This window comes from Parabacteroides sp. PF5-9, assembly GCF_029893105.1.
Taxonomy (GTDB): Bacteria; Bacteroidota; Bacteroidia; order Bacteroidales; family Tannerellaceae; genus JARXWG01.
In genome coordinates, this window is record NZ_JARXWG010000003.1 from 108879 (window position 1) to 134643 (window position 25765).

The window sequence follows — 25765 nt, forward strand, 5'->3', positions numbered from 1 at the left end:
TGTTCAATTCGTTTTTTAGTTTTCTTCAATTGATTTTGGATCAATCTTAATACCCAGACTCATTGTACTTGAAAGATAAATGCTCTTTATGTATGTACCTTTAGCCGCAGTCGGTTTCAACTTGTTCAATGTTGAAACAAATTCTTTGGCGTTATCACGGATTTGATCAGGGTTGAAAGATACTTTTCCTATTGACGTATGAACAATACCTGTTTTATCAACCTTAAAGTCGATCTTACCTTGTTTGACATCTCTTACCGCATTTCCCACTTCATTGGTAACCGTACCGCTTTTAGGGTTAGGCATCAAACCACGAGGGCCTAATACACGACCTAAAGCACCGATCTTACCCATGATAGAAGGCATAGTGATAATCACGTCAATATCGGTCCAACCGCCTTTGATCTTATCGATATACTCATCCAATCCGACATAGTCTGCACCGGCTTCTTTAGCCTCTGCTTCCTTATCCGGCGAACATAATGCGAGAACTCTGATCTGTTTACCTGTTCCATGTGGCAAAGAGACAACGCCTCTTACCATTTGGTTGGCTTTACGAGGATCTACCCCTAAACGGACGTCTATATCCACAGAAGCATCAAACTTTGAAGTGGTAATCTCTTTTACCAAAGCAGAAGCTTCTTTCAGTGTATAAACTTTTCCCGGTTCAATCTTGCTTAAAGCCAATTTTTGATTTTTTGTAAGTTTACTCATCTCAATTGATTTTTTTAATTGTTACCCGGAAAACTTCCTTTAACAGTAATACCCATACTTCTGGCAGTACCGGCAACCATTTTCATTGCCGATTCTACTGTAAAGCAATTCAGGTCGACTAACTTGTCTTCTGCAATTGTTTTCACCTGTTCCCAGGTTATTTCAGCCAACTTCTTACGGTTAGGCTCAGCAGAACCACCTTTTAATTTAGCAACTTCCATCAACTGGATAGCTACCGGAGGTGTTTTAACAATAAAGTCAAAAGATTTATCAGCGTAGTAGGTAATTACCACAGGTAATACTTTACCAGCCTTGTCCTGAGTTCTGGCATTAAATTGCTTGCAAAACTCCATAATATTAATACCCTTAGAACCCAGAGCAGGGCCTACAGGGGGAGAAGGGTTTGCGGCTCCTCCTTTGATCTGCAATTTTATTTGTCCAGCAATTTCTTTAGCCATTTTTCTAAAAATTTAGATATATAACATAAAAACAGAAGAAATACACCGGCTTCGTAACAAGCCTCTTATTCCTTCTCAACTTGCATATAGCCTAACTCAAGCGGGGTTTTACGTCCGAAGATTTTTACCATCACTTTGAGTTTCTTTTTCTCAGCATTGACTTCTTCTATCACACCACTAAAACCATTAAATGGCCCATAAGTCACCTTAACGGTTTCGCCAACATAGAATTGGATATCCAAATCATCTTGTTGTTCCTGCAATTCATCTACCGTACCTAAGATACGGCTCACTTCTGCCGGACGTAGTGGAATGGGGGTTTCAGATCCGCCAAGGAACCCTATCACATTGGGAATATTTCTCAATCGATGGGCAACCTCTCCAACCAATGCAGCTTCTACCAAAACATAACCAGGTAAATAGGCACGTTCTTTCATGACTTTTTTCCCGTTACGAATAGTAAAAGTTTTCTCAGTCGGAATCAAGACCTGCGATACATACTCACCTAAATCAGTATTTTTCAATTCAGCTTCAAGATATTCCCGTACTTTGTTTTCTTTACCACTAATGGCTCGGAGAACATAAAACTTTCTCTGGATATCAGACATATTACTGAATTACTGATTAAAAGATTTTCTCGTAAATAAATCGCATGACTCCCTCAAAACCCAAGTCAATCACGAAAATTAATGCTGCAATTATTAGGGAAGCAAACATGACAACCACAGCACTATTGGAGAGCTCTTTTCGTGTAGGCCAAGAAACTTTATAAACAAGTTCGTTATAAGATTCTTTAATATAACTTATTATTTTCTTCATCGAATCTATAGATTTTTTGCACGGAAGGAGAGGCTCGAACTCCCGACACCTGGTTTTGGAGACCAGTGCTCTACCAACTGAGCTACTTCCGTAAATATAGCCGACCTCCCGATCGGCTATAGGAGACTTATTGTATTAGTCTAATAATTCAGTAATCTGACCAGCACCTACTGTACGTCCACCTTCACGGATCGCGAAACGCAAACCTTCGCTACAAGCTACAGGGTAGATCAATTCTACAGTAATAGATACGTTGTCACCTGGCATTACCATTTCAGTTCCTTCAGGAAGAGTAATCTCACCTGTTACGTCCAATGTACGGATATAGAACTGAGGACGATATTTGTTATGGAATGGAGTGTGACGGCCACCTTCTTCTTTCTTCAGGATATACACCTCAGCTTTAACTCTTGAGTGAGGTTTTACTTTTCCTGGGTGAGTGATAACCATACCACGTTTGATTTCGTTTTTGTCGATACCACGAAGTAATAAACCTACGTTATCACCAGCTTGGCCTTCGTCCAAAATCTTACGGAACATTTCAACACCTGTTACAACAGATTTCATGTTTTCTGCTCCTAAACCGATAATAGCAACTTCTTCACTTGTTTTGATGATACCTGTTTCGATACGACCTGTAGCAACAGTACCACGACCAGTGATAGAGAACACGTCTTCAACTGGCATCAAGAAAGGTTTGTCAACTTCACGTGGAGGAAGTGGGATCCATGTATCACATGCTTCCATCAATTCCATGATTTTATCTTCCCATTGTGCGTCACCGTTCAATCCACCTAAAGCAGATCCACGGATAACCGGAGTGTTGTCACCGTCGAAGTTATAGAATGAAAGAAGTTCTCTCATTTCCATTTCAACAAGTTCCAGCATCTCTTCGTCATCAACAGAGTCGCATTTGTTCATGAAAACAACCAATTTCGGAACGTTTACCTGACGAGCCAAAAGGATGTGCTCACGAGTTTGAGGCATAGGACCATCGGTAGCAGCAACTACGATGATAGCTCCGTCCATCTGAGCAGCACCAGTAACCATGTTTTTCACATAGTCGGCGTGACCCGGACAGTCAACGTGAGCATAGTGACGATTTGCAGTCTGATACTCTACGTGAGAAGTGTTGATAGTGATACCTCTTTCTTTTTCTTCAGGAGCGTTGTCGATAGAATCGAATGAACGCAATTCTGAAAGACCTCTCTTTGCCAATACTGTCGTAATAGCAGCTGTCAAAGTCGTTTTACCATGGTCTACGTGACCAATCGTACCGATATTTACGTGCGGTTTCGATCTGTCAAATTTTTCTTTTGCCATAACTTAATTGTTCTTTATTTGATTAATGATCATGTTTCTAATTCTAAAAAAAAATGAGCCGGTGCCGAGACTTGAACTCGGGACCTCTTCCTTACCAAGGAAGTGCTCTACCGCTGAGCTACACAGGCATAAACAGAGCGGAAGACGGGACTCAAACCCGCGACCCTCAGCTTGGAAGGCTAATGCTCTATCAACTGAGCTACTTCCGCAGTTTAATTGACAATTGACAGTTGACAATTATAAAATGAAATGAAAACATTTCATTGTCCATTTTTCATTGTCAATTTGAGCGAGCCTGCTCGCTCATGTGGGTAGTGATGGATTCGAACCACCGAAGTCGAAAGACAGCTGAGTTACAGTCAGCCCCATTTGGCCACTCTGGAAACTACCCCTGTTTTTTTAATTGACAATTGACAATGCATCATTGGCAATTAATAGTTTGTATCAGTATTTCTGGAATAAATGTCGACCGCTATCAACAATTCGTTGAGTATCTTTGTTCTTTAATTGTCAATTGTCAACGATCAATTGTCAATCAGTGCGCTTTACGCATTTTGAGCCTCTTGTCGGATTCGAACCAACGACCCCGAGATTACAAATCACGTGCTCTGGCCAACTGAGCTAAAGAGGCAATTACTTTTACAAAATGAAACCGTCTCGTCAAAGAGGCGAAACGGCTGCAAATTTAGGTATTATTTCTTAGATACCAAATATCTTTTCTTCTTTTTTTATTTTGCTTTTGATTTTTCTTTGTATTTGGCCAATTGCTTTTCCAATGCGAGTATACATTCGTCTACAGATGCTTCAAAAGTATCATTCACTTTCTCTGCAAAACAATCGCCACTTTTAATTTTCAACATAATCCCCGCTTGCTTATTATTTGCCGCTTCCGGCTTCACAACTTTTAGTGTTACTTCTGCCGACATAATTTCATCGTAGAATTTTTCCAACTTTGAAACTTTTTTCTGAATAAACGCTTCCAGCTGTTCTGAAGCATCGAAATGAATTGCTTGAATTCTAATTTCCATAATGACCTCCTTTTTTTTTGCTCGAGGATGAGCATGATACACTTTTTTTAATTCTTCAAAGGTTGTATGCGTATAAATACTGGTTGAAGCCAAACTGCTGTGACCGAGTAGTTCTTTTACGGCATTCAACTCTGCACCGTTATTCAGCATGCTTGTGGCGAACGAATGCCTTAATACATGCGGTCCCCTTTTTGCTAATGCGGGGATATCTGCCAATCTTCTTTTGACTATTAAATAAACATTCTGGGGAAGCAATTGTTTACCGCTTTTGCGCACCAACAACCACTCTTCCGTTTTTCCTATCTCGCGATTTCTGACCTCTATGTACGTTTCAAGCAGGTTTTTTAACCGTTCTGCGAAAGGAATGATTCGTTGTTTGTTGCGTTTGCCGGTCACTTTCAACTGCATGGCCTCCATATCCAGGTCTTCGTTTTTTAGTCCGGCCAATTCCGAGCGTCGAATGCCTGTGTCGTACAGTAATTCCAAAATCAAATGATCCCGAACCCCTTCAAAGTCATTTTCGAATTCGCCTTCATCCAATAAAAGATCGAGTTCGTTTTCCTTTATAAAATAAGGTAAAGGTTTTTTGGTTTTTGGTCCGGCGATCAATCGCATTGGATTGACAGCGATCGTTTCGCGTTTGACGAGATATTTAAAAAAAGATTTCAAAGAACTTAATTTCCTGTTTACCGAAACCGCAGTGATGTGGTCGTTCAGTAAATAAACAATCCAGTTCCTGACAATATCTGCATCGATTAACGTAGGGTCAAATAAATGATCATGATGAATTTTTACATATTCTTCAAACTGATTCAGGTCTTTCGAGTAAGCAGTTATCGTATAATTGGAATAATTCCTCTCATACCGAAGATAATCTAAAAATTCATCAATCAACTTCATTCGTCACAAAACCTTTGATTATGCAACGAATATACTAATAAGTATCTAATAAAACAAAATCTTATAAGACAAATTCCATGTGGAATTTACTCTTCTATCTGCTGCAATTGTTGCACGTAGACAGCGCGCATATTTTGTTTTCTTTTAGTGACAGAAGGTTTGATAAACGCCTGACGGCTTCTCAGTTCTTTCACAACACCTGTTTTCTCAAACTTTCTTTTGAATTTCTTCAGCGCTTTTTCTATATTTTCGCCTTCTTTTAATGGTACTACGATCATAATGTAATTGTATCTATTTTATTTAGTTATTTTTATGCTCTTAAAATGGGCAGCAAAATTACGGATTGTTTCTTTATTACCAAAACTTTCTGGTTATTTTTCTCAAATTAACGCGTAAAACCCGCAACGAAGACCGCTCGATACCGAATGATCACTCTCCGTAAATCGTCCGGTACCAGGACAAGTTGTCCTTATACCACTGATTTAACTGTGGGTGTTGTTCCCTGAAAGTATATATGGAAAGGCCGGAGAAAGTGGTAATATCAAACGATCCGCTTGAAGCTGAATAAGATCTGTCGGTCGTATAGCTGCTTACGACGGTATTCGCTAAAGCTACATTGAATGGCTCCAACAACTCTTGTTCCTGTGTCAAATGTGTTATAGCATCTTTGATGTCGTACAGTTCCGGAGCGCGGGACAAATAGGATAAGACCTGAATGTCCTGATAAGGTAAATCGTAGATCATCGTTTCTTCTACTGTTTCCAGAATGGCTTTTGTCGCGCTTGCCAGATTCTCCAACTCGCTTGTTTTTACAACAGAGATATTTGCATAAGGACTTTTTCCGCTGTTGTATTCTGTCTTGTAGTGCTCATAGAATGTCCATGCGATCTGCGAGGGGTCTACGTTTGTTTTAAAACACAATGGCATGATCTTGTCATACGGGAAGCCAGGTGCCAGAATTTCAGAAGGGGAGGAGATGATATAATCGGCATTGTTTCTCAATTCGTATACACACTCTATCCCACCCATACTACAGGCATCAAATATAATATAGTCAAAGAAGTTTCCGCTATTGTCCAATGCGTTTCTTAATTCGTTGATTTCCATCTGGCGTTTATTCTCTTCGCCGAAAGCACGAAGCATATTGACATAACCAGTCGGTAGCCACGAGGTGCCATGGCTTGAGAAAAACAGTCCTTTCTGTTCTGAGGGGTAGAGTTTAAATACTCGGTTGGCAGCCAGAGTTAAAGTCTCGGGATCCACGCCGCTTTTTCCACTATATACTTCGATTGTATCTTTTATGGCTTTCCCGTCTTTTGCTTTTTTTATTTCAAAAAGAGTAGCTCTGTTTTCGTTTTCTGAAGAGAAAATAAGCAGATGTCCATCGTTCAATCCTTGTGCCTCTACGGCGGCCATCATTTGGTTGATGTTGTTTGTTAAATGGCCGTTGTAGTCCAGGTCGCTCTTTACCATATAGACCAGTACAGTACGTCCATTCTCTTTGATTATAATGTCATCATCGTTGTCTCGGATACACGAAGAGAAAATTAAAACAAACAAGATGAAATATATCCAATTTTTTATTTTCATAATTATTTAAAATATAAACGGTTGTGTTTTAGTGAGAATTGTATTTTTTAGTTCTTTGGAGCGATAAATAGTATCATCTCCTGTTGAGTAGATGGGTTAGTTTACAGGATGAACCTGTTAGTCATAGTTAACCTCTTTCTGTTCGTATGGCTCTTGGCGACTGTCCGAAGTTCGCCCGGCAGAAGTGGGAGAAGTTCGACAAAGACTCAAAGCCGAATTTGATACTGATATCCGAAATAGACATTTCTGTCGTCAATAAATCGTTCTGAATGTCCTCGCATTTCCTTTTTAGCATCCATTGATAAGCCGGTTCGTCAAAAGTCTCTTTAAAGAGGCGTCTGAAGGTCGGTACACTATATCCACCCAATTGTGCAAAGGCTTCCACATCTTTAACTTTCTGATAGTTCTGCATAATAAAGTACTGAAAACTTTTATTATAACGGAAGATGGTAGAGAGGAATGCGGCCAGATCCTTAATCGGGTAATAACAGTTCAATAAATAAAGTAATTCGGTCTGTTTGGCCTGTAAAAACATGGAGCAACGCAGGTCGTTGTCCAGAAATTGTTTCATGTTTTCTAAAAAAGAACGCATGGGTGTACAGCAGTCCAAAACGATCGGCCGCAGGTGACCGCCAGAAACCATATTGGTACTTTTCGTGAAACGATCATTACAGACATTCTGTATACGTTCGAAGAGGAAAATGATACATTCGCATTGTTCGAGCACTTTAAATTCGACCTGCGACCCTACCGGTTGCAAGATGAACTGCCCTTCATGAAAAATCGTATCAGGATACTCTTCACTATTTACTTTAACCTCTCCTTTGACAAGAAAATACATCGTATTTTGCAAACATCGTTCCTGTGGTATCATAATACCCTTCGGATAAGAGCGATATTTGAATATCTGCTTCTGGTAGAATTCACAAGAAGCACAATCAGTGTATTTCGTACATCTCTGGTCTATGATCATAATGCAAAGTTACAACTTTATTTTTTTTCTTTTCCCTTTCTTGCTCTCATTATGAAATCTATCCACCGCCGTGACCACGTAGGTATAGATTTTTTCACCTTTTTCATAAGGTAGTTTGTACTGTTTATCAGAGGTTATCGCTATAATTTTTGAAGGGTCGTTTAAATTAATTTTTTCTCCACGAGCAAACTTGTAGATAACAAAATAACAAGGAAACTCCGGATTTGTTCGATTCTGTCCGGTTCCCCAGCTTAAAAAGTACTCCTCTTTTCTTTTCTCCACGTATAAAACTTCAACCTCATCAGGGGATCTTTTATGTAAATGCGTGTATGCCGGTATAAGTGCCGGATGACGGTGGTAATGGCGCTTCAAACTATCCGCAACTCCTTTATTGTTCCACAAAATTTCATTCGCCGGCCAGAAGCAGTTCCCTTTGACATGGGGCAGTGTCCGTTCATAAAACATTTTATCCGTTAACTGATCCGCTTTCATTGTCCGACTGACATCCTGCCCGATATAGAGATGTCCGCCCCGATTATTTCTTGCCCACCATTTGGCCAGGGTGGTGTAATTGGCGGCCTGATGTCCGATCTCCCAATAAATTTGTGGAATGGTATAGTCTATCCATCCTTGTTTTTCCCAATGTAAAACATCGGCATACAGATCGTCGTAGTTCTGTAGTCCGTTTGTATTGCTGCCAGAACCATCCGGTGTACTTTTCTTGTTGCGATAAATACCGAAAGGACTTATGCCAAAGCGCACCCAAGGTTTGGCCAACAGGATCGTATGTTTTATTTCACTGACTAACAAGTTCACGTTCTCTCTCCGCCAATCACCGCGTTGTGATTCCGAATATCCTTGTTGTTTTCCGTACCGGCGAAAACTCTCATCGTCAGGAAACGGCTCACCTGCCGCCGGATAAGGGTAGAAATAGTCGTCCATATGAATGGCGTCCACTTCGTAGCGTGTGACGATGTCACGGACTATACGGCAGATGTATTGGCGATTCTCAGGCAATCCGGGGTCAAATAAAATTTGATTGTTATAGGTGACAAAACGTTGTGGATAGCGATGATAAATATGTGAATCTGCCAGTTTTGTGTTTCCGGAAGTACTTACCCGGTACGGATTCAGCCAAGCATGAAATTCCATGCATCGCTTATGGCATTCTGCAATCATAAAGGCCATCGGGTCAAAATTACCTTCAGGGGCTTTCCCTTGCTCGCCTGTCAGGAAGCGACTCCAGGGTTCTATGTTGGATTGGTAGAAAGCATCGGCCTCCGGTCTTACCTGAAAGATGATCGCGTTAATGCCGCATGCAGAAAGGAAGTCCAGTTTTCGGATAAAATCGGCTTTCATCTGAGCGGGAGTCATTCGCTGATACTCTTCCTGATGAACCGTTTGTATCCATGCCCCCCTGAACTCTCTTTTAGGGTTCCTCTGAATCGAGGCTGAAGAGTTTTTGCGAATGGAGGAGCATGAAATAATTGTAAGCAAAAAACATACCGTCAATAAATGACGGAAATATGGTATATACATCGTTAACGAGTAATGTGAATCAGTAATATTTTGGCAAAAATAGGGTTAATCTCTTAATTAATAAAGTAAATAGGTCATAGAAATTCGTTTATTTCCCCTAAAAAAATGAAAGAAGGAGTGGCCGTACTGCTTTTTTAATAATCCGAATCGGTCATTGAGGTGGTGTGGACTCAACTTATAAGACTCAGGCAAGATAGCGGAAAGAAGGGCGAGTTACAATCTGTCAGTTTTAACATATTGTCAATTGACCCCCTTCGAGATTCGTCTATTTGGAGTAAGCCGTGGGTTTGTTCGGAAAAATCGCAAGGATTTGAAGTTTGTTTTTGCAAGATGCTATGAATTTCATATTCTATAGCCCCTTTTTTTGTGATCTGAAAAAAATGTCGTTCTGGAGAAAAAAGAGCCGATTTTAACGCTGTTTTTTCACTCTTTTTCGACCCTGAAAAAATGATGCTGATGATTGGGTCGAACTATTTAGATGTTCTTTCAAAATTATCTGCATCATTAAAAAAATCATTAAGATAAATTCAGTGTGAGATGCAGAAGAAATAGGCAAACACCAGCATTATTTTGGTAAAAAGCAAGAAAAAAGCACCTGTTTGACTTAAAAAAGGTAAAGTGTGAGTTAGAAAAAGGAACATTTTTGTTTATTTATATCGCAAATATTTTGCTTTTTGCAGCAAAATGATAGAGTTTATTCGTCGTGTGAACCTGTCGTTTGGATTGTATAGTTAATGTGAATTTGATAGAACGATTTATCTTCAAATGGGTAAGATTGAAAGATGGGAACAGTTTGTGTGATCTTTAGATTGTGTAATGTTTGAAGATTTCAAAATTAGTAAGTGGACATTCTCTGCTCCTTGCCTGGACAGGCGAGGGGGACCGCTGCTCCGCAGCGGTGGAGTGGTTGTATGGTGATTGAGTGGTTGATTGTATTGTTAGTGTGTTGGCAATAGATGTTTAACCCAAAACACAACCTCTCCACCCCCGCAAGCGGTGGTACCCCTCTCCTGGCCAGGAGAGGAGCCCAGATAGTACTGGTCGCTACGTTTACATCTTCAAATTTTCTTCCATTTGAAGAATACGCCCATCAAACAAAATTCCGCAGAGGCATAACGCAATGTATGACGAATCAAACCGGCTTACACCATAGATATGTTGGAAAAGCGTCTCTATTCTCCGTACAATTAAATACGTAGAATTATGCATCAATTGTAAAATAATGTATATTTGCAGCGAATAACACCTATATTGGAATGAAACATACTACTTCGCAACTTTTTTTTGTTTTTTGCATTTTCTTGCTTCATCTTACGGGATGCCGCAATGCTTCTGAATTCATGGTGGAAGGAACTGTTTCCGGGGCAGATGGACAACTGATTTATCTGGAAAATGTAGGGATCTCTTCTATTACAACACTTGACTCTTTACGCCTTTCGTCTTCAGGGAAATTTAAATTTAAAGAACAGCGTCCGGATTATCCCGACTTTTACAGGTTGCGGCTGAATAATCAGTTGATCAATTTTGCGATTGATTCGACCGAAACGGTCTCTTTTGTGGCTGATGCGGGTACTTTTGCGACTTCGTATAGTGTGGAGGGGTCTGAAAACAGCAAAGCTATTAAAAGCATTACATTGGCTCAGTTGGATGCGAATCAGGCCGTAAAGAAGTTGCGGAAGGAACATGAAAATGATCAAATAGCAGACTCTACATATAGTCGGGAGATTAATGGGGTGGTTGATGCCTATAAAGCGGTGGCACGGCAATATATTTACGCTGCTCCAATGTCCACAGCTGCTTATTTTGCATTATTCCAGCAGATAGACGGTTTATTGTTTTTTGATCTTTACGACAAAGAGGACTCTAAAGCGTATGGAGCGGTAGCGACCAGTTTTGATTTCCGGTATCCGGATAGTCCCCGCTCAAAACATCTGCACAATTTAGCGTTGCAATCGTTAAGGGTGACTCGGGCACAGCGTGAGCGTCAGTTGGAAATAGAAGCGAATGAGATCTCATTCCTGGAGATCGACTTACCGAATATCCGGGGAGAACAGGTGAAGTTGTCGTCTGTGGCCAAAAACAGACCGGTGATTGTGAATTTTACCGCATTTCAATCGGAATGGTCGTCGGCTCTCAATTTGGAATTAGGAGAGTTGTATACGAAATATCAGAACAAAGGATTGACCATTTATCAGGTCTCTTTGGATAGTGATTTGCACCTGTGGCAAAACAGAGCTTCCAACCTGCCATGGACTTGTGTGCGTGACCCGGAATCGGTCTATTCGCAAATTGCAGCGTTGTATAATGTCAAACAACTTCCCACGATTTTTATTCTGGATCGTAAAGGGAATTTGATCGAAAAAATTGAAGACATCCGATTGCTTGAATCAGCAGTAAAAAAAGTCTTGTAAAAACAGATGGTATGTTATAAAGCATTTTTGTAAAATTTGCTTTGTAATGTTTTAAAGCCTATTTTTGCGTAGACATAAAATAATGAACAGTAAGAGTTCCGGCCAGTAAAATGGTCGGGATTCTTTTTTTATTTGCATAACCAGAAATTAAAAATATTAAACTAATAAGGAGGATTCGATTATGGCGGTTAGTTATATGACAGAAGAGGGTTACAATAAATTATTGGCTGAAATAAACTATCTTGAAACCGTAAAACGTCCGGAAATCTCCGCTCAGATTGCTGAAGCAAGAGACAAGGGGGATTTATCTGAAAATGCTGAATACGACGCGGCAAAAGAGGCACAAGGGATCATGGAGGCTAAATTGGCTCAATTGAAAGAACTTATGGCCAATGCGCGTTTGATTGATGAATCGCGTATTCAAACCGATGAAGTTCAGATTCTGAATAAAGTAAAGATAAAAAATACACAAAATAATGCGGTCATGTCTTATACGCTTGTCGCTGACTCGGAAGCGAATCTGAAAGAAGGCAAACTGGCTGTCAGTACCCCTATTGCCCAAGGGTTAATGGGTAAAAAAGTGGGTGACGTGGTGGAAATAAAAGTGCCATCGGGAGTGATGAGTTTTGAAATTATGGATATCTCCATTTAAATATATTTAGATTATGGCTTCTGTTTTTAGTCGTATTATTGCTGGTGAAATACCAAGTTATAAGATCGCAGAGGATGATGAATTTTATGCTTTTTTGGATATAAACCCTGTAGCCAAAGGGCATACACTTGTTGTCCCTAAAAAGGAGACTGATTATCTGTTCGATGTGGAGGATGATGAACTGGGACGGATGATGATCTTTGCCAAGCGGGTGGCGAAGGCGATAAAAGAAGCGATTCCTTGTAACCGGGTGGGGGTGACTGTTATAGGTCTGGAAGTGCCCCATGCACATATTCATCTGATTCCGATTAGTAAGGAGTCTGATATCTATTTCAACAAAGGAAAACTATCATTATCACAGGAGGAATTAAAATCAATCGGAGAAAAAATAAGTGGAGCATTCAAATAAATTTAGATTTATTTGTTTATTCTTAAAAACATTACTTATATTTGTCTCCGATATCCTGTTATATGGTTTTTACAGGATATTATTAATGAATTTGATTCATTAGTGGTTTTTACTCATAAATTTGTTAACCTTAGGAGAAAGGCCCCTCTGAGATAGAGCGGCCTTCTTTTTTTACACACAATTTATAAGTACAATCATCATCACAGGCGAACCTCTCTTATATATGATGGAAATTGGTATTCCAATGCCATCCCTCTATATTATAAACCGGAAATCCGTATTTTATGGCAAAGAATGTAAAGAAAAGGATTGATATCACCCAGAGTATGGTAAATGCCCATTTGGCGCCTTGCGATATCGGTTTCCATTTGAAGAGTCGTATACATAATATATAGATGGATACAACAACAGGAATGCCAATCATAAGGATCATTGATACGGCGGCAATAATAAGGGCTGTTTCGGGGAAGCTGGTAATCATACTCCAATCAGCAAAGGGGAATAGTTCGGATAAAATCCCTATGCCTCCACCGATTAGTCCAATGCCTCCACCAAATAAGCCGATAATAACGGCAAACAAGACGATGAATAAAATAAATAAGACGAATAATAGCGGAGGAATAACCAATATCCCGATCAAAATAGCAAGTGCTTTGATGATTACAGCAAAAATAGTGACAAACGCATCGGCCACTTTCTGCAAGATGGAGCGCGGTTTCCCGGAATTGACGTAGTCGTTTACGTTCGTTGAGACCCGTTCAAACCCATCTGTGACTGTTTTTCCTATGTTTTCGATCGTGACACTTTCGCCACGCATCTGCAATTTCTCAGCGGCCGTTCGTGCCGGTGGGATCACCAACCAAAGCACAAAGTAGATCGGGATAATCAATCCCCAAAAACACATCAATAGGATTAATGCCAGGCGTATCGCTGTCGGATCCCAGCCTGTATAAGCTGCAAAACCACCGGCTACACCTCCCAGAATTTTATCATCTGGATTCCGGAAAAGGCGTTTACTTGTTCCTTTGGTTTCTGTTCTTGCCTGATAGGTTTCCTGTTGATAATCTGTCTGGTCGTTGTCAAAAATCTCTTCCGGTCGACCCATTCGTTTGATCACTTCTTCCACTTGTTCTATGGTAATCACTTCATATCCCAAGCGAACGCGTTCGCTCAATAACTCAGATATACGCATCTCGAAGTCGTTCATGATTTCATCTGATCCTTCCTCTTTCCGGAAATGAATGCGCAGATTGGCCAGATATTTATCTAATAATTGGTATGCGTCTTCATCAATATGAAAGACTGTTCCACCTAGATTTATGGTAAGTGTTTTTTTCATCGTTTATTGAATTTTAATTGTTTTTGAGATGGTTGATTGTGTTATTCAGCTCCTGCCAGGAAGCTTCTAATTCACCTAGAAAAAGCTCACCATTTTCGGTCAGGCTATAATATTTTCGTGGTGGTCCCTGAGTGGATTCTATCCATTGATAGCTTAATAACTCACTGTTTTTTAAACGAGTCAATAAGGGGTATAATGTTCCTTCGACAACAATCAGTTTGGCTTCTTGTAACTTCTGTATTATGTCAGAGGTGTAAGCCGGCTCTTTCCGAAGAAGTAAAAGGATACAATACTCTAATGTTCCTTTTCTCATTTGTGATTTTACGTTCTCTGCATTCATTGTTTCAATTTTATGCAGCAAATATATGTAATGCCTATGTACTATGCAATGCATGCTACTGTATTTTAGAGATTATTAACCATAAAAGGTGTCATATTGCACATTTTCGAATGATTTGTGTAAAAAAACGTCTTGTTTCATCTGTTGAACCCCGGAAAATTTTACTTTTGCGGAAGAATTCAAAATTTAAAAGAGATGGTCTATTATCATTATGCAGAACTAATCCATCATCAGGCGGATAAATATGGTTCACGTACCGCACTTAAATACAGGGATGATGAAAGTGGAAAATGGCAAAAGATTTCCTGGCGGTGTTTTTCTGATCAAATCATGTTGGCGGCTAAAGCGATGGCTGAGTTTGGCATTAAGGAACAGGATAATATCGGACTCTATTCTCAGAACCTCCCGCAATGTTTATATACCGACTTCGCCTGTTTTGCCAATAGGGCAGTAGCCGTTCCGATGTATGCCACCAGTTCGCCGGCGCAAATCGATTATATTATAAATGATGCATCTATAAGTACATTGTTCGTTGGTGAACAATTACAATATAATAACGCATTTATTGTCCAAAAAGAGTCTAAAGTACTTAAACGGTTGGTCATCTTTGATCCTAAAGTCCGGCTGAATCCGGAGGATAAAACGTCTGTTTATTTTGATGATTTTCTCCGTTTAGGCGACAATGCAGTGGTCGAAGCAACGGTCAAAGTGCGTATGAAAGAGGCCTCGCCTGAAGATATCGCCACTATTATTTATACATCCGGAACGACCGGACAATCGAAAGGGGTGGTGCTTCATCATTCAAACTTCCTGGAAACGATGCGTATCCATGATATTCGTCTGCCGATTATTACCGACAAAGAAACCTCTATGTGTTTCCTTCCGTTGACGCATATTTTTGAGAAGGCATGGACCTATCTTTGTCTGCATAAAGGAGCAACGGTTGCGATCAATCGGGATCCCAAAATGATTCAGCAAACACTTGTGGAGATACAACCCTCTATGATGTGTAACGTTCCCCGTTTCTGGGAAAAAGTCTATGCCGGTGTACAGGAAAAGATCGAATCGTTTCCCGGCTTACTGCGAAAAATGGCTCATGATGCCGTAAAAACCGGATATAGTTACAATCTGGAGTATAAAAACAAAGGGAAAAAAGCACCTTTAGGATTAAAATTAAAATTTCATTTTTACGACAATACAATCTTCCTTGCGTTGAAAAACAGACTTGGAATAAAGAATGGCCGGTTATTCCCTACAGCAGGTGCTCCGCTTTCGGATAAAGTCAATACCTTCTTACAATCGGTAAACATCCCTATTGTTTATGGTTATGGACTAAGTGAAACGACTGCTACCGTCTCTTTCTGTCCGATGAAAGGGTTTATTATTGGTTCTATTGGAGAAGTCATGCCGGATGTACAGGTACGGATAGATGAAACAAACAATGAAATCCTGGTTAAAGGTAAAACGATTACCTCGGGCTACTATAACAAACCGGAAGAAAATGAGAAGGCATTTACCGAAGACGGCTTCTTCCGGACTGGTGATGCCGGACGATTGGAAGGGAATGTCTTATATTTTACCGAACGGATAAAAGATCTGTATAAAACATCTAATGGAAAGTACATCGCTCCTCAGGTCATTGAAATGTTGGTGGGGAACGATAAATATATCGAACAGGTTGCTGTTATCGGTGATCAGCAAAAATTCGTCGGTGCACTGATTTATCCCAATCTACCGCTACTGGAAGAGTATGCACAACAGAAAGGTCTTTCTTATACGAATCACGAAGAACTGATTCAGAAACCTGAAATTATCCGTTTGATTGAATCGCGGCTGGAAGAGCAACAGGTCGATCTGGCCTCGTATGAAAAGATCAAACGTTTTATCCTGCTTGCACAACCTTTTACCATGGAAGGGGGCGAGTTGACGGATACGCTGAAGTTGCGCCGACCTAAAATTCTTGAAAAATATGCGCAACAAATAGGTGAAATATATAAGGAATAAAGCGTACCATCCGATGTTCCTGATTATTGGCAAAATTAAATTGCTAATTAATTCATATCTTTGTGCCCGAATAAAAAACAGAACAATTATGATTACATCAGACCAACTACATAATGTGTTGGAGCGCGAGCAGGCGCTGAGGGGGTACCTTTGACATCGATGGAAAGACCATCCAGTTAGAGGAGGAAGAACTCCGCACACAAGATCCTGTCTTTTGGGAAGACGCCAAACGAGCTGAAGCTCAGATGAAGGTCGTCAAAGAACTCAAAAAATGGATTGAGTTATATAATGAACTCAAAGCCGCCACCGAAGAACTCGAATTAGCCTACGAATACGTCAAAGAGGGAATCACTTCCGAAGAGGAGGTAGATACGATCTATATCAAAGCGTTAGCCCTTGTCGAAAATCTCGAATCACGGAATATGCTTCGTCAGGAAGCCGACCAGTTAGGGTGTATTCTGAAGATCAATTCCGGAGCCGGCGGAACGGAAAGTCAAGATTGGGCTTCCATGCTTATGCGTATGTACATCCGTTGGGGAGAATCGAATAACTATAAGGTAAATATCAGTAACCTGCAGGAAGGGGATGAAGCGGGGATCAAATCGGTGACCATGCAGATCGAAGGCGATTATGCCTACGGTTATCTGAAAGGCGAAAACGGTGTACATCGGCTGGTGCGTGTTTCACCCTACAATGCCCAAGGCAAGCGTATGACATCGTTTGCTTCTGTCTTTGTCACCCCATTGGTCGACGATTCGATTGAGATTGAGATCAATCCGGCTGATTATACCTGGGATACGTTCCGTTCGGGAGGAGCCGGTGGACAAAATGTCAACAAGGTTGAAACCGGGGTACGTCTCCGATACAATTATAAAGATCCCGATACCGGTGAAACCCGGGAGATCCTGATTGAAAACACAGAAAGTCGTTCTCAGTTGGGTAATCGCGAAAACGCCATGCGTTTACTTCGTTCGATGTTATACGACATTGCGCTCCAGAAAAAAATGGCTGAACAACAGAAAATAGAGGCCGGTAAAAAGAAGATTGAATGGGGATCACAAATTCGCAGTTATGTCTTTGATGATCGTCGTGTCAAAGATCACCGTACCAATTTCCAGACATCAGATGTCAATGGTGTTATGGACGGAAAAATCGATGGTTTCATCAAAGCCTATCTTATGGAGTTCGCAGCAGAAGAAGCTGCTGAAAAGTAACTATCGACACACCATATACAAAAAAAACGGTTTAAACAAACCGTTTTTTTTGTATATGAACTTTTCTGTTTATAATCCCAATACCTCCTCCGCATATCGGGCATAATGTCCCTGCAAAGAATTTGCATAACGCTTCAATATCATTTCACCCATTCCATCTTTATCCCCACACAGATAAAGGGCACGAGCCAGATGAAGTTCTTTCAATGCTCTGTTTCGGATCGTTACGTCTATCTCATCGGGAACGACCTGGTTGCGGGCTGTTACATATGAGTCAATATCGTAAAAACGAACTCCCGGGGCAGTCAGCATTTCCGACAGGATCGGTATAGCCTCCTGGCTATTGACAGACTCAAAAGCTTTGGTGATCGCCCTGAAATGCGAAAAATAATCTTCAGGATTCAACAACTTCGCTTTCTCCAGGATGACCGGCAACGATTTTTTATCGGCAGCATTACCCAAAGCGATTAACAAAGCATCCAGGCGACTCATACTCATCCCGAACTGATGCATACCGGTATAATGCCACCCTTTATCCCAAGCGGTATATTGACGTATCTTTTCTTCCAATACATTGCAGTATGTCGCATCTCCTAAAATGCAAAGAATACTGGCATAGATTACCCGGCTATCAGAAGTTGTCGTCTTCTTAATCTGCTCATGTAACAGTTTCAGACAGCGCTCCTTATCCGTTAGCAAAATCTCCAGTCCTTTGTAATTCTCCACTACAGACTCCGCTGCCTGACGCATCTCCTGATGACTATACCCTTTAAACGCCTTGTCTTTTAACACACGTTCGGGTAGATTACCGATACGCACAAGATGTTGTTGGATTTTCTTGATGTCCACTTTACGTAACGGTTTCCCCTCTTTAACACTCACTGCCGAGAGGTAGCCCACAGCATATCCCTGATTTTGTAGGCAAGGCTGCATACGGATCACCGGCATGGCATCCCGGTGTGCACTGGCTCCTAATCCGGTTGTCAGAATTCCTTCCAATCCTTTGGGTAATAATGCCCTTAGCGGCACATCCGCATCATAGACCGTATGTCGCTCCATAGGCGGACTGAGGATAAAAAACGGATCAACAATCATTCCGTGTGTATCAAACGAACTTTTATGATAAGAGATCGTATCAGGGTATCGCCTGTGGTTCAATACGTCATATACCGAAACAATATGTTCACCGATGACCCTCCGCCGTTCGCGCGTTTGTGGCATCTTTACGATATCATAATGTCCTTTGAACTTCACTTTGGATTGAACATACACCCGCGAAACATCCAATATATCAGTATCATCGGTAAACAACCAATCATTGTTCACATAAAAATCTTCCGGATCTCGTTTCCCCATTCCGGCTCCTTGAACCGCTAAGGTCTTTTTACCGGTATACTCATAAGAGGCGCCTGCCGCGATAGCGATATCGGCACTGCCGGAACTATCTATCAGTACTTTCGATAGAATCACTCCCCGTCCGAAAGGAGTAGAGACGACCACCCCTTTTACCTGTTGATCCTCCACCAAGGCTCCACATCCTAATACGCCGAACCAGAGTTCACCTTTTGCTTTTAATAATTCACGGCGAAGCCACTCCATTTTCCAATCGACAGGCGCTTCCTCCGTCCATTTTTTCAGTTGGCGGGAATGGTTTTTCGGAGCCATCTCTTTGACTCCCTGATCAATCGTTGAAGAGTAACCTTCACGAAAACCGTCCCAATAACGACCGATCAATCCGGCCGTGCCCAAACCACCTAATGCGTGCAGATACTCCAGTACAAGCGTTTTGGCTCCCTGTCGCGCCGAAGAGATTCCCGCCGAAGCACCGGCAGTACCACCTCCCAGTACCACCACATCGTATGTGCCCCACACCGGCAGTGAGCCGGAGGGAATATGTACATACCCTTTTTGCTGTAAGACGCGTAATGGTTTTAATACTTCGCCCACCCGCCCATAATTAGAGGCTTTCCGATTGGGGGAATACACCTCCGCAACGGAAGGGAGTGTCAACGGTTTGATTTTCTCAGCGATTTGTTCTCCCAATAGTTCCCCCAGGAAAAGAGCCGGAACAGGACGCATCACCTGTGAAGCCACAGTCCGTGGAATATCCGCACAAGGTCCTAATACCCATAAACCATTCATCCCTTTGGGTTGAAATGCGGTTATGGGCAAATTCCGTATATCAGTATCTGCATGCAGATACTGCTCTTGGGCAACCACCTGTTGCGAAGGCGTATACCACAACAGATCAGCACTATCTACCTGATCGGGATCCCACGTCTCGCTGCGAATGATCTGTTCGGCTTCCATCAATGCGGCATAACTATTCCCATCAAACGGCAAGCGGCAGGTGTATCTGGTAACCGGATAAGACTTCTCTTTAAATACGAAAGGTTTATCCAATACATTTGCTTTCAGTATATGTGTACCGGTTTTGGGTGTATTCCCTACTACGGTGAAATCGAACTCCTGCTCAGTGGTCGTTGCCGCTCTGAACGGAACTTCAAATAAAGCGGCCACCGAAGCGGTATGAGTTGCGTCGATAACTGCTTTGCATCGTATCGTCTGTCGGCCCGAGCGGCTCACAAACACTACGCCACCCACATGACGTGATGCGTCGGTGATTGCATTTGTCGCATAACAACTGTAGAGGAAATCAACTCCATGGTCGATTAATTCGTTTTCCAGGACCGTCTTGACATGTAAAGGGGTCGGATAGGTTTTCCCCAGGAAAATTTTTCTGGACAAAGCAGTGTCCAACGACTCTTCTTCTTTCCGGTCGATCAAGAATGACCCACAGATATCATCCCCCAGATAAGGCATAGCGGCAATCAAAAAAACGTTACATCCGCTTTTTGCTGCTGCAACGGCTGCTGCTACAGCCCTGGAACTTCCACCAACCACAACGAGATCCGTTTCGGCAATCACCGGAATCTCCCGTTTACTCTCCATCGCATACCCTTCATCCGGCAGTAACGGCTCAACAGTAGTCCGGGCGGCAGATAATTTCCCGAACGAAGCCAAAGCGCTTCCTGCTGCCGTGGCTTGAATAAAATCTCTTCTCGTGATCATGGCTGTTGAAAGAACCAACTGATATAATCCGGTTCGGCAAACGCATTTGTCCAACTCCCGTGGTTCACTCCGGGGTACTCTTTATAACGCACATTTGCACCCGCTTTCTTTAGTGCCTGGTAGGCCTCCTGTGAATATTTGACATCAACCACGTTATCTTCTGCTCCATGATAAATGCGGATCGCTGTTTTTCCTTTGTATCGACCGATACGATCGACGTTCACCGCCCCACAAATCGGACTTGCCGTAGCAAAAAAGTTTGGATACCGGCACAACAGGTCAAACGTCCCCATTCCACCCATAGAAAGTCCGGTTACATGTATCTGTTGTGTATCCACTTTTCCTTTGGAAATAAAACTGTCTAACAACTCTTTGACAGCAGCCAGCGGTTTGGTTATCGCCGGATTCACCGGATAATAACGTGCCTGTCCGTCCGACGGACGACGATAGTCTACCCAGAACTCCTCCGCCGGACATTGCGGAGCAATGATGATCATCGGGTATTTCGAGCGATTGATATGTGAGGCCAACATATCCCCGCCATGAACCAGTTGAGCCTCATTGTCGGAGCCTCGCTCTCCGGCTCCATGCAGAAACAACAATACCGGATATTTTTTGCCCGGATCATAGTTTTCCGGATATAATACGCGATAGTTTAATTTATACCCGTTAGCGGTTGTAAACTGTTTTTTCAGGAAACTTGTTTTGTCGCCGGCAAATGCTTGTGCCGACACCAAAAGGCATACACAGAGTAATAACAGATGTCTAATTGCTTTCATGATCGTATTGATTTAAGGTATTTCTATAATACGGGTTAATTCAGAGACCCCATTTTCATTGAATGCTTCAACGGCAAAATAATAACGCTGATCGGTGGTTAATGATTTTAAGAGTAGTTCGTTCTTATCATAGACTAACCATGAACTGTATAATTTATCCGGTGCGATCCCCCAACGGATATTATAACCCTGGCAATCTTTTCCACTATCCCATGTGATCAGCGCATCCCGGCGATCATCCTGACGCTTGACCTGAAAGTTCTTCACCCCCGAAGGTTTCTTGCCAGCTCCTTTGCCAAAGACACGAAGGTCGGATATCGCCAGATTCGGTGTCGGGATTTCACTGTTTTTGTAACGGATATAGCGCACATATGTAGGGGTGTCCAGTTGTACGTAATCATTCGGTACATCCTTGTAATTCTCACGCCGGTCGACCAATACCTGCCACTCTTTTCCATTCAACGAACCTTCTATGGCGTACCGATGGCGTAAGCCCGGTATACGTCCATACATATTCGATTGATAATCGTGATAATTGACCTGAACGGCATATACTGTTGCCGGACTCTCCAAATCTATCTCCATCCATTCTGTTGAACCGTTGGTTTTTGCCATCCAAAAAGATTTACAGGCCTCATCAGTGGCAAGTTCCGGTTCGAATCCTTCCATAAAAGAAGAGGCTTTGACCGGTTTGCGATAAGAAAGAAGCATCCAACCTGTAAATTCACCCTGCATACCCGGAGTAGCCGGCGCATAATGCGGATAATCGCCGAAACGGGTATTGCAATACATCAACCCATCGTTGTCAAAAAATGTTGGATACATACAAAGGCGTCTCTCCCAATTGACCGTTGCCGAAAGCGACATGGAGCCAAAATGCCAGTAATTACCTCCCGGTCCAATCACCGTGCTGCCGTGTCCGGCACCGTTCATGAAACCACCGGGTTTATAACTGACCGGGTTGTTGGGGGCATACGTATATGGCCCTAATGGATGGTTGGCAGTATATACCCCATCGCCATAGACATTAAATTCTGTTCCGGGAGCAGCATATTGCATGTAATAGGTACCGTTGTATTTGGTCAACCAGGCTCCTTCCATATAGCCGCCCAAAACCGTATCGCCATGATTTTCCCCAAAGCGTTCCCATCCATGTTTTTCCATATCCAATCCAAACAACTCAACCGTTTCGCCTTCGATCAGAAAACGATCTTCCCGGTTCAACTTTTTACCTCTGATGGGGTAAACATTAGAAGATCCCCAGAACATATACGCCTGTCCGTCGTCATCGATAAACAAATCCGGATCTTGCAAGTTATGGAGGATCGCCGGAGTAGCTTCCCAATGCCCACTTTTAGGGTCATCCGTATACAGTACGCTCATGGCTCCGGATGGATCACCGGCGACATACAGTAACGAATCTTTATAGTTATGTGCTGCCGGCGCATTGCAACCCTGCGGATACCAGTTGCGACCGGGAGTAATAAAATTCCAGTTCAATAGGTCGGTCGAATGCCAATACCCATGTGAACGGGTCACGAACATATAATATTCACCCCTGAACTCAACAACTGCCGGATCGGCTCCCGAGCGATAAGAGAGATTCTGGTTCGAATTGTAAATCATATACGTGTAATCCAGATTCAATGGATTACAGTACGTGTTAGCCTGCATCGACTGGCCGTGCAGATTCATTGGATTACCAATCACTGCAGCGATTGATAATAAAGTTATAAGTATATTTTTCATGCATCAAATATAAAAAGAAATATGGATTTACAGGACGCTTTTATGATATGAACCCGTTGTTTTTTTAAGAGACGCCCAGGTCGGTTTATTGTTTGACGAAATTCTAAGAGTAAAGCATTCTTTATATTTCAAATAAACCGATAGGGATATTCGGTTTTTGTTTTGAATAGGGTAAGATTGGAAGATGGGAACAGTTTGTGTGATCTTTAGATTGGGTAATGTTTGAAGATTTTCCGAAAACCAAATCCCGCAGGGATTTAATGTGAATAACCCCGGGTGAAGAGGAGCGTAGCGGATCGACCCGGGGTATATAATGAGTGTAACAAACGAACGCCGAAGGTGTTCAATCATCTGCGGTTCAACACCTATCGGCGTTGATTGGAGAGTAGTTTCTATTCACCCCCGGGTCGATCCGCTACGCTCCTCTTCACCCGGGGTTATGCACATTTAACGCCTGTGGCGTTCGTCTTCACTATCTTTACATATTCTTCCATTCGAAGCTTATTTTTACAACTTACATGAACTGGTATACTCTTTGTCTTTTCGCAGGAAAATCCCGTTAGGGATTCATGTGCGTAACCGCGGGTGTAGCGAAGCAAACCCGTGGTTGTTGAAAATACTCCATACGAATCAACGCCAAAGGTGTTGAATAAATCATATAGATTCAATATTGAATGATTCAACACCTTCGGCGTTGTACTGATTAGATCCGATCTGTATCCCCCTGTGGCTCATTCTATTTCGCTCACAGGGGGTTACGTATATGAATTCCTGCGGAATTTTGCCTGAATCCTATCTTCACATATTCTTCAAATCGAAGCCTGTTTTTATACCCCGCGTTATTTCATAATCGAAAACACTAAGAGATATACAAAAAAACCAGGCCCCTCCTCGCGGAGCGGCCTGATCATCACTTTTCAATAAGATTTACATCTTAAAACAACACTTCTTCTTTTTGTTTATATATAGAAGACAAGGGTATTCAATTTTTTTTTAATACGTCAGAATAGAAATACAATCCCCATTTTCTTTCACGGTTGCAATTTTGTTTTTGTCGTTCTGGCTGAAATAAAACAGGTAAGACACCTCTTGGCCGTTATCCATCACGCGGATGTCGCTAACTGCTGCATGGCCATAAGAAGATGCTTTGAATTTATTCATCACCTGAGCAGGTACTACCTCTTCTTCTACCACCCAGAATGTAGAGATCCAGTTGTACTCCTGATCCAGAGCAATCAGTTTGAAAACATTGTTGCTGTCGATCACACCTACCTTGGCACTCAATGAATCATCCCAGTAATCCAATACCTGGAAATCATTGAACATCCCGTTAATGGTACGGCTTACTTGTGAAGGGATTACAACAGGTGCTTCCGATTCAGTGGCTGTACTGTTTTTTGTGCGGATCAGGTCACCGGCTAAAGAAAGATATACGTTCAACACTTCCGAATTGTTGCTTACTTTCACCATATAGATATCCGATGTGTTTGCTCTTTCAAGGATATAGGCGTTTAAGAGGCTGTAATCCGCATATGCGCTTGTGGCTAATGTTCTTTTTACCGATTGGTTCAATGTCTGGTAAGCGACAGTTGTTTGAGCAGATTCCAAGTTTCCTTTCTGGCTGAACCATGCTTTTACAACTGAGGCGTTCTCAGAGAAGCTGGCTGTGTAATAGCCGTTTTCGATACTCCATTTAACGCTTTTAGCGTTTGGGAACTGAATATCCATCGCTCTTAATACGTTCTCGTTAGGAGTCATTGCCGATGGAGTGGTAGAAGCGGTCTGGTTGGTTAGTGGTAAGCTTTCGAAATGTTCGTCAGAAGAACAGCTAGTGATAAATAATGTAATAGAAATTAAAACGAATAATTTAAAAAATACCTTAGTTGCCATGATGTAATAAATTTGAAAAATTAGTGGTTGTTGTTTTACTCATTCGTGCCTTAACACGATGCAAATATAGGGGGGCGATGGGAGGTGAGAAATTCTGGAAAAGGAAAAATAGGTTACAAATCGTAATTTGTCGGAATCTACCAAAAACGGCCTGAAAATGAATAGAATCTACAACTCATTCAAGTTGTAAATCCTAACTTTTACAAGTTGTGATTACAATTTTCAAGTAATGAGAGGGAGGAGGAAGAGGGAAAAGAGAAACGGGAGGGACAATTCTGTTATTTTGCTTTTGTGCGTGAGTAATTCGTGACATATATGAGGGAAAACAGCTTTTCAGCTAACGCGTACCCTGTTTATTTTTAATCAAATAGAGGCTCAACTTACAGATTTTAGACAAAATATCGACACTTTTTGCCGGTTTGTTCTGGTTCATCTTCCTAATTTCCCCTGGAGATTTTAAAAATGATGCTGATGATCTTGGAAAAGCATCTAAATAGTTCGAACCAATCATCAGCATCATTTTTTTAAGGGTCGGAAATGGGGAAAAAACGGATCGAAAACA

At 41.7% G+C, this 25765-nt stretch carries 20 protein-coding genes and 5 tRNA genes; 5 read left to right on the plus strand and 20 right to left on the minus strand.

All coding sequences use genetic code 11. From position 1 onward, the window contains the following. Nucleotides 1–15: 15 nt before the first annotated feature. The 14 genes from rplA to M2135_RS02870 all read right to left on the minus strand — a co-directional run bounded on the left by rplA (nt 16) and on the right by M2135_RS02870 (nt 9344). Nucleotides 16–714 carry a 50S ribosomal protein L1 gene (rplA, locus tag M2135_RS02805; protein WP_280747075.1) on the minus strand — a complete coding sequence of 233 codons (699 nt, stop codon included), beginning with the start codon at nt 712–714 and terminating at the stop codon, nt 16–18. Between the two features lie 14 nt (nt 715–728). Further along, nucleotides 729–1172, minus strand: coding sequence for a 50S ribosomal protein L11 (gene rplK, locus M2135_RS02810; protein WP_280747076.1), 444 nt, complete (start codon nt 1170–1172; stop codon nt 729–731). Nucleotides 1173–1237: 65 nt separating this feature from the next. Continuing rightward, a complete protein-coding gene (nusG, locus tag M2135_RS02815; RefSeq protein ID WP_280747077.1) occupies nt 1238–1780 on the minus strand; it encodes a transcription termination/antitermination protein NusG in 543 nt (180 codons plus the stop codon). A 230-nt stretch (nt 1781–2010) separates the two neighbouring features. Then, nucleotides 2011–2083 (minus strand) — tRNA-Trp (locus M2135_RS02820). A 43-nt stretch (nt 2084–2126) separates the two neighbouring features. Further along, nucleotides 2127–3314, minus strand: coding sequence for an elongation factor Tu (tuf, locus tag M2135_RS02825; protein WP_280747078.1), 1188 nt, complete (start codon nt 3312–3314; stop codon nt 2127–2129). Nucleotides 3315–3370: 56 nt separating this feature from the next. Then, nucleotides 3371–3442, minus strand: a tRNA-Thr gene (locus M2135_RS02830). Nucleotides 3443–3450: 8 nt separating this feature from the next. Continuing rightward, nucleotides 3451–3523: transfer RNA gene (locus M2135_RS02835), tRNA-Gly, on the minus strand. 99 nt (nt 3524–3622) lie between these two features. After that, nucleotides 3623–3705, minus strand: a tRNA-Tyr gene (locus tag M2135_RS02840). 166 nt (nt 3706–3871) lie between these two features. After that, nucleotides 3872–3945, minus strand: a tRNA-Thr gene (locus tag M2135_RS02845). Nucleotides 3946–4042: 97 nt separating this feature from the next. Next, nucleotides 4043–5242, minus strand: coding sequence for a ribosome-associated translation inhibitor RaiA (gene raiA / locus M2135_RS02850; protein WP_280747079.1), 1200 nt, complete (start codon nt 5240–5242; stop codon nt 4043–4045). An 86-nt stretch (nt 5243–5328) separates the two neighbouring features. After that, nucleotides 5329–5520: a 30S ribosomal protein S21 gene (gene rpsU / locus M2135_RS02855; protein WP_280747080.1), complete on the minus strand. Its 192-nt coding sequence runs from the start codon at nt 5518–5520 to the stop codon at nt 5329–5331. Nucleotides 5521–5671: 151 nt separating this feature from the next. After that, nucleotides 5672–6832, minus strand: coding sequence for a clostripain-related cysteine peptidase (locus M2135_RS02860; protein WP_280747081.1), 1161 nt, complete (start codon nt 6830–6832; stop codon nt 5672–5674). Nucleotides 6833–6959: 127 nt separating this feature from the next. Continuing rightward, nucleotides 6960–7805 carry an AraC family transcriptional regulator gene (locus tag M2135_RS02865; protein WP_280747082.1) on the minus strand — a complete coding sequence of 282 codons (846 nt, stop codon included), beginning with the start codon at nt 7803–7805 and terminating at the stop codon, nt 6960–6962. Nucleotides 7806–7814: 9 nt separating this feature from the next. Continuing rightward, nucleotides 7815–9344 carry a family 10 glycosylhydrolase gene (locus M2135_RS02870; RefSeq protein WP_280747083.1) on the minus strand — a complete coding sequence of 510 codons (1530 nt, stop codon included), beginning with the start codon at nt 9342–9344 and terminating at the stop codon, nt 7815–7817. Nucleotides 9345–10600: 1256 nt separating this feature from the next. Here M2135_RS02870 and M2135_RS02875 point away from each other — a divergent pair. From M2135_RS02875 to M2135_RS02885, 3 genes are all read left to right on the plus strand, one after another. Then, nucleotides 10601–11755, plus strand: coding sequence for a TlpA disulfide reductase family protein (locus tag M2135_RS02875; RefSeq protein ID WP_348537100.1), 1155 nt, complete (start codon nt 10601–10603; stop codon nt 11753–11755). A 181-nt stretch (nt 11756–11936) separates the two neighbouring features. After that, nucleotides 11937–12407 carry a transcription elongation factor GreA gene (greA, locus tag M2135_RS02880; protein ID WP_280747085.1) on the plus strand — a complete coding sequence of 157 codons (471 nt, stop codon included), beginning with the start codon at nt 11937–11939 and terminating at the stop codon, nt 12405–12407. A gap of 13 nt (nt 12408–12420) precedes the next feature. Further along, on the plus strand, nt 12421–12816 hold the full coding sequence (locus M2135_RS02885; protein WP_280747086.1) for an HIT family protein: 396 nt from the start codon (nt 12421–12423) through the stop codon (nt 12814–12816). Between the two features lie 217 nt (nt 12817–13033). On the opposite strand, the gene M2135_RS02890 is transcribed toward M2135_RS02885, so the two are convergent. After that, the gene (locus tag M2135_RS02890; protein WP_280747087.1) at nt 13034–14155 is read right to left on the minus strand and encodes a PspC domain-containing protein; all 1122 of its coding nucleotides are present in this window, start codon (nt 14153–14155) and stop codon (nt 13034–13036) included. 13 nt (nt 14156–14168) lie between these two features. After that, nucleotides 14169–14495, minus strand: coding sequence for a PadR family transcriptional regulator (locus tag M2135_RS02895; protein WP_280747088.1), 327 nt, complete (start codon nt 14493–14495; stop codon nt 14169–14171). Nucleotides 14496–14690: 195 nt separating this feature from the next. Between M2135_RS02895 and M2135_RS02900 the strand changes: the two genes are divergently transcribed. After that, nucleotides 14691–16499 carry a long-chain fatty acid--CoA ligase gene (locus M2135_RS02900; RefSeq protein ID WP_280747089.1) on the plus strand — a complete coding sequence of 603 codons (1809 nt, stop codon included), beginning with the start codon at nt 14691–14693 and terminating at the stop codon, nt 16497–16499. A gap of 88 nt (nt 16500–16587) precedes the next feature. Next, a protein-coding gene (gene prfB / locus M2135_RS02905; RefSeq protein WP_280747090.1) for a peptide chain release factor 2 occupies nt 16588–17713 on the plus strand; the annotation gives its coding sequence in 2 pieces (ribosomal slippage) (nt 16588–16650 and nt 16652–17713; 1125 coding nt in all). Nucleotides 17714–17782: 69 nt separating this feature from the next. Here prfB and M2135_RS02910 read toward each other — a convergent pair. From M2135_RS02910 to M2135_RS02925, 4 genes are all read right to left on the minus strand, one after another. Further along, nucleotides 17783–20785, minus strand: coding sequence for an FAD-dependent oxidoreductase (locus tag M2135_RS02910; RefSeq protein WP_280747091.1), 3003 nt, complete (start codon nt 20783–20785; stop codon nt 17783–17785). Beyond that, on the minus strand, nt 20782–21564 hold the full coding sequence (locus M2135_RS02915) for an alpha/beta hydrolase-fold protein (RefSeq protein ID WP_280747092.1): 783 nt from the start codon (nt 21562–21564) through the stop codon (nt 20782–20784). The genes M2135_RS02910 and M2135_RS02915 overlap by 4 nt, the downstream gene beginning before the upstream one ends. Before the next feature lie 12 nt (nt 21565–21576). Beyond that, nucleotides 21577–23313 (minus strand): family 43 glycosylhydrolase, encoded by a 1737-nt coding sequence (locus M2135_RS02920; RefSeq protein ID WP_280747093.1) that lies wholly within the window; start codon nt 23311–23313, stop codon nt 21577–21579. Between the two features lie 993 nt (nt 23314–24306). Beyond that, the gene (locus tag M2135_RS02925; RefSeq protein WP_280747094.1) at nt 24307–25203 is read right to left on the minus strand and encodes a PepSY-like domain-containing protein; all 897 of its coding nucleotides are present in this window, start codon (nt 25201–25203) and stop codon (nt 24307–24309) included. Nucleotides 25204–25765: the final 562 nt, after the last annotated feature.

Coding starts and splice junctions, on each gene's coding strand:
- rplA (WP_280747075.1), bottom strand. CDS start 714: ATGAGTAAACTTACAAAAAATCAAAAATTGGCTTTAAGCAAGATTGAA.
- rplK (WP_280747076.1), bottom strand. CDS start 1,172: ATGGCTAAAGAAATTGCTGGACAAATAAAATTGCAGATCAAAGGAGGA.
- nusG (WP_280747077.1), bottom strand. CDS start 1,780: ATGTCTGATATCCAGAGAAAGTTTTATGTTCTCCGAGCCATTAGTGGT.
- tuf (WP_280747078.1), bottom strand. CDS start 3,314: ATGGCAAAAGAAAAATTTGACAGATCGAAACCGCACGTAAATATCGGT.
- raiA (WP_280747079.1), bottom strand. CDS start 5,242: ATGAAGTTGATTGATGAATTTTTAGATTATCTTCGGTATGAGAGGAAT.
- rpsU (WP_280747080.1), bottom strand. CDS start 5,520: ATGATCGTAGTACCATTAAAAGAAGGCGAAAATATAGAAAAAGCGCTG.
- M2135_RS02860 (WP_280747081.1), bottom strand. CDS start 6,832: ATGAAAATAAAAAATTGGATATATTTCATCTTGTTTGTTTTAATTTTC.
- M2135_RS02865 (WP_280747082.1), bottom strand. CDS start 7,805: ATGATCATAGACCAGAGATGTACGAAATACACTGATTGTGCTTCTTGT.
- M2135_RS02870 (WP_280747083.1), bottom strand. CDS start 9,344: ATGTATATACCATATTTCCGTCATTTATTGACGGTATGTTTTTTGCTT.
- M2135_RS02875 (WP_348537100.1), top strand. CDS start 10,601: ATGAAACATACTACTTCGCAACTTTTTTTTGTTTTTTGCATTTTCTTG.
- greA (WP_280747085.1), top strand. CDS start 11,937: ATGGCGGTTAGTTATATGACAGAAGAGGGTTACAATAAATTATTGGCT.
- M2135_RS02885 (WP_280747086.1), top strand. CDS start 12,421: ATGGCTTCTGTTTTTAGTCGTATTATTGCTGGTGAAATACCAAGTTAT.
- M2135_RS02890 (WP_280747087.1), bottom strand. CDS start 14,155: ATGAAAAAAACACTTACCATAAATCTAGGTGGAACAGTCTTTCATATT.
- M2135_RS02895 (WP_280747088.1), bottom strand. CDS start 14,495: ATGAATGCAGAGAACGTAAAATCACAAATGAGAAAAGGAACATTAGAG.
- M2135_RS02900 (WP_280747089.1), top strand. CDS start 14,691: ATGGTCTATTATCATTATGCAGAACTAATCCATCATCAGGCGGATAAA.
- M2135_RS02910 (WP_280747091.1), bottom strand. CDS start 20,785: ATGATCACGAGAAGAGATTTTATTCAAGCCACGGCAGCAGGAAGCGCT.
- M2135_RS02915 (WP_280747092.1), bottom strand. CDS start 21,564: ATGAAAGCAATTAGACATCTGTTATTACTCTGTGTATGCCTTTTGGTG.
- M2135_RS02920 (WP_280747093.1), bottom strand. CDS start 23,313: ATGAAAAATATACTTATAACTTTATTATCAATCGCTGCAGTGATTGGT.
- M2135_RS02925 (WP_280747094.1), bottom strand. CDS start 25,203: ATGGCAACTAAGGTATTTTTTAAATTATTCGTTTTAATTTCTATTACA.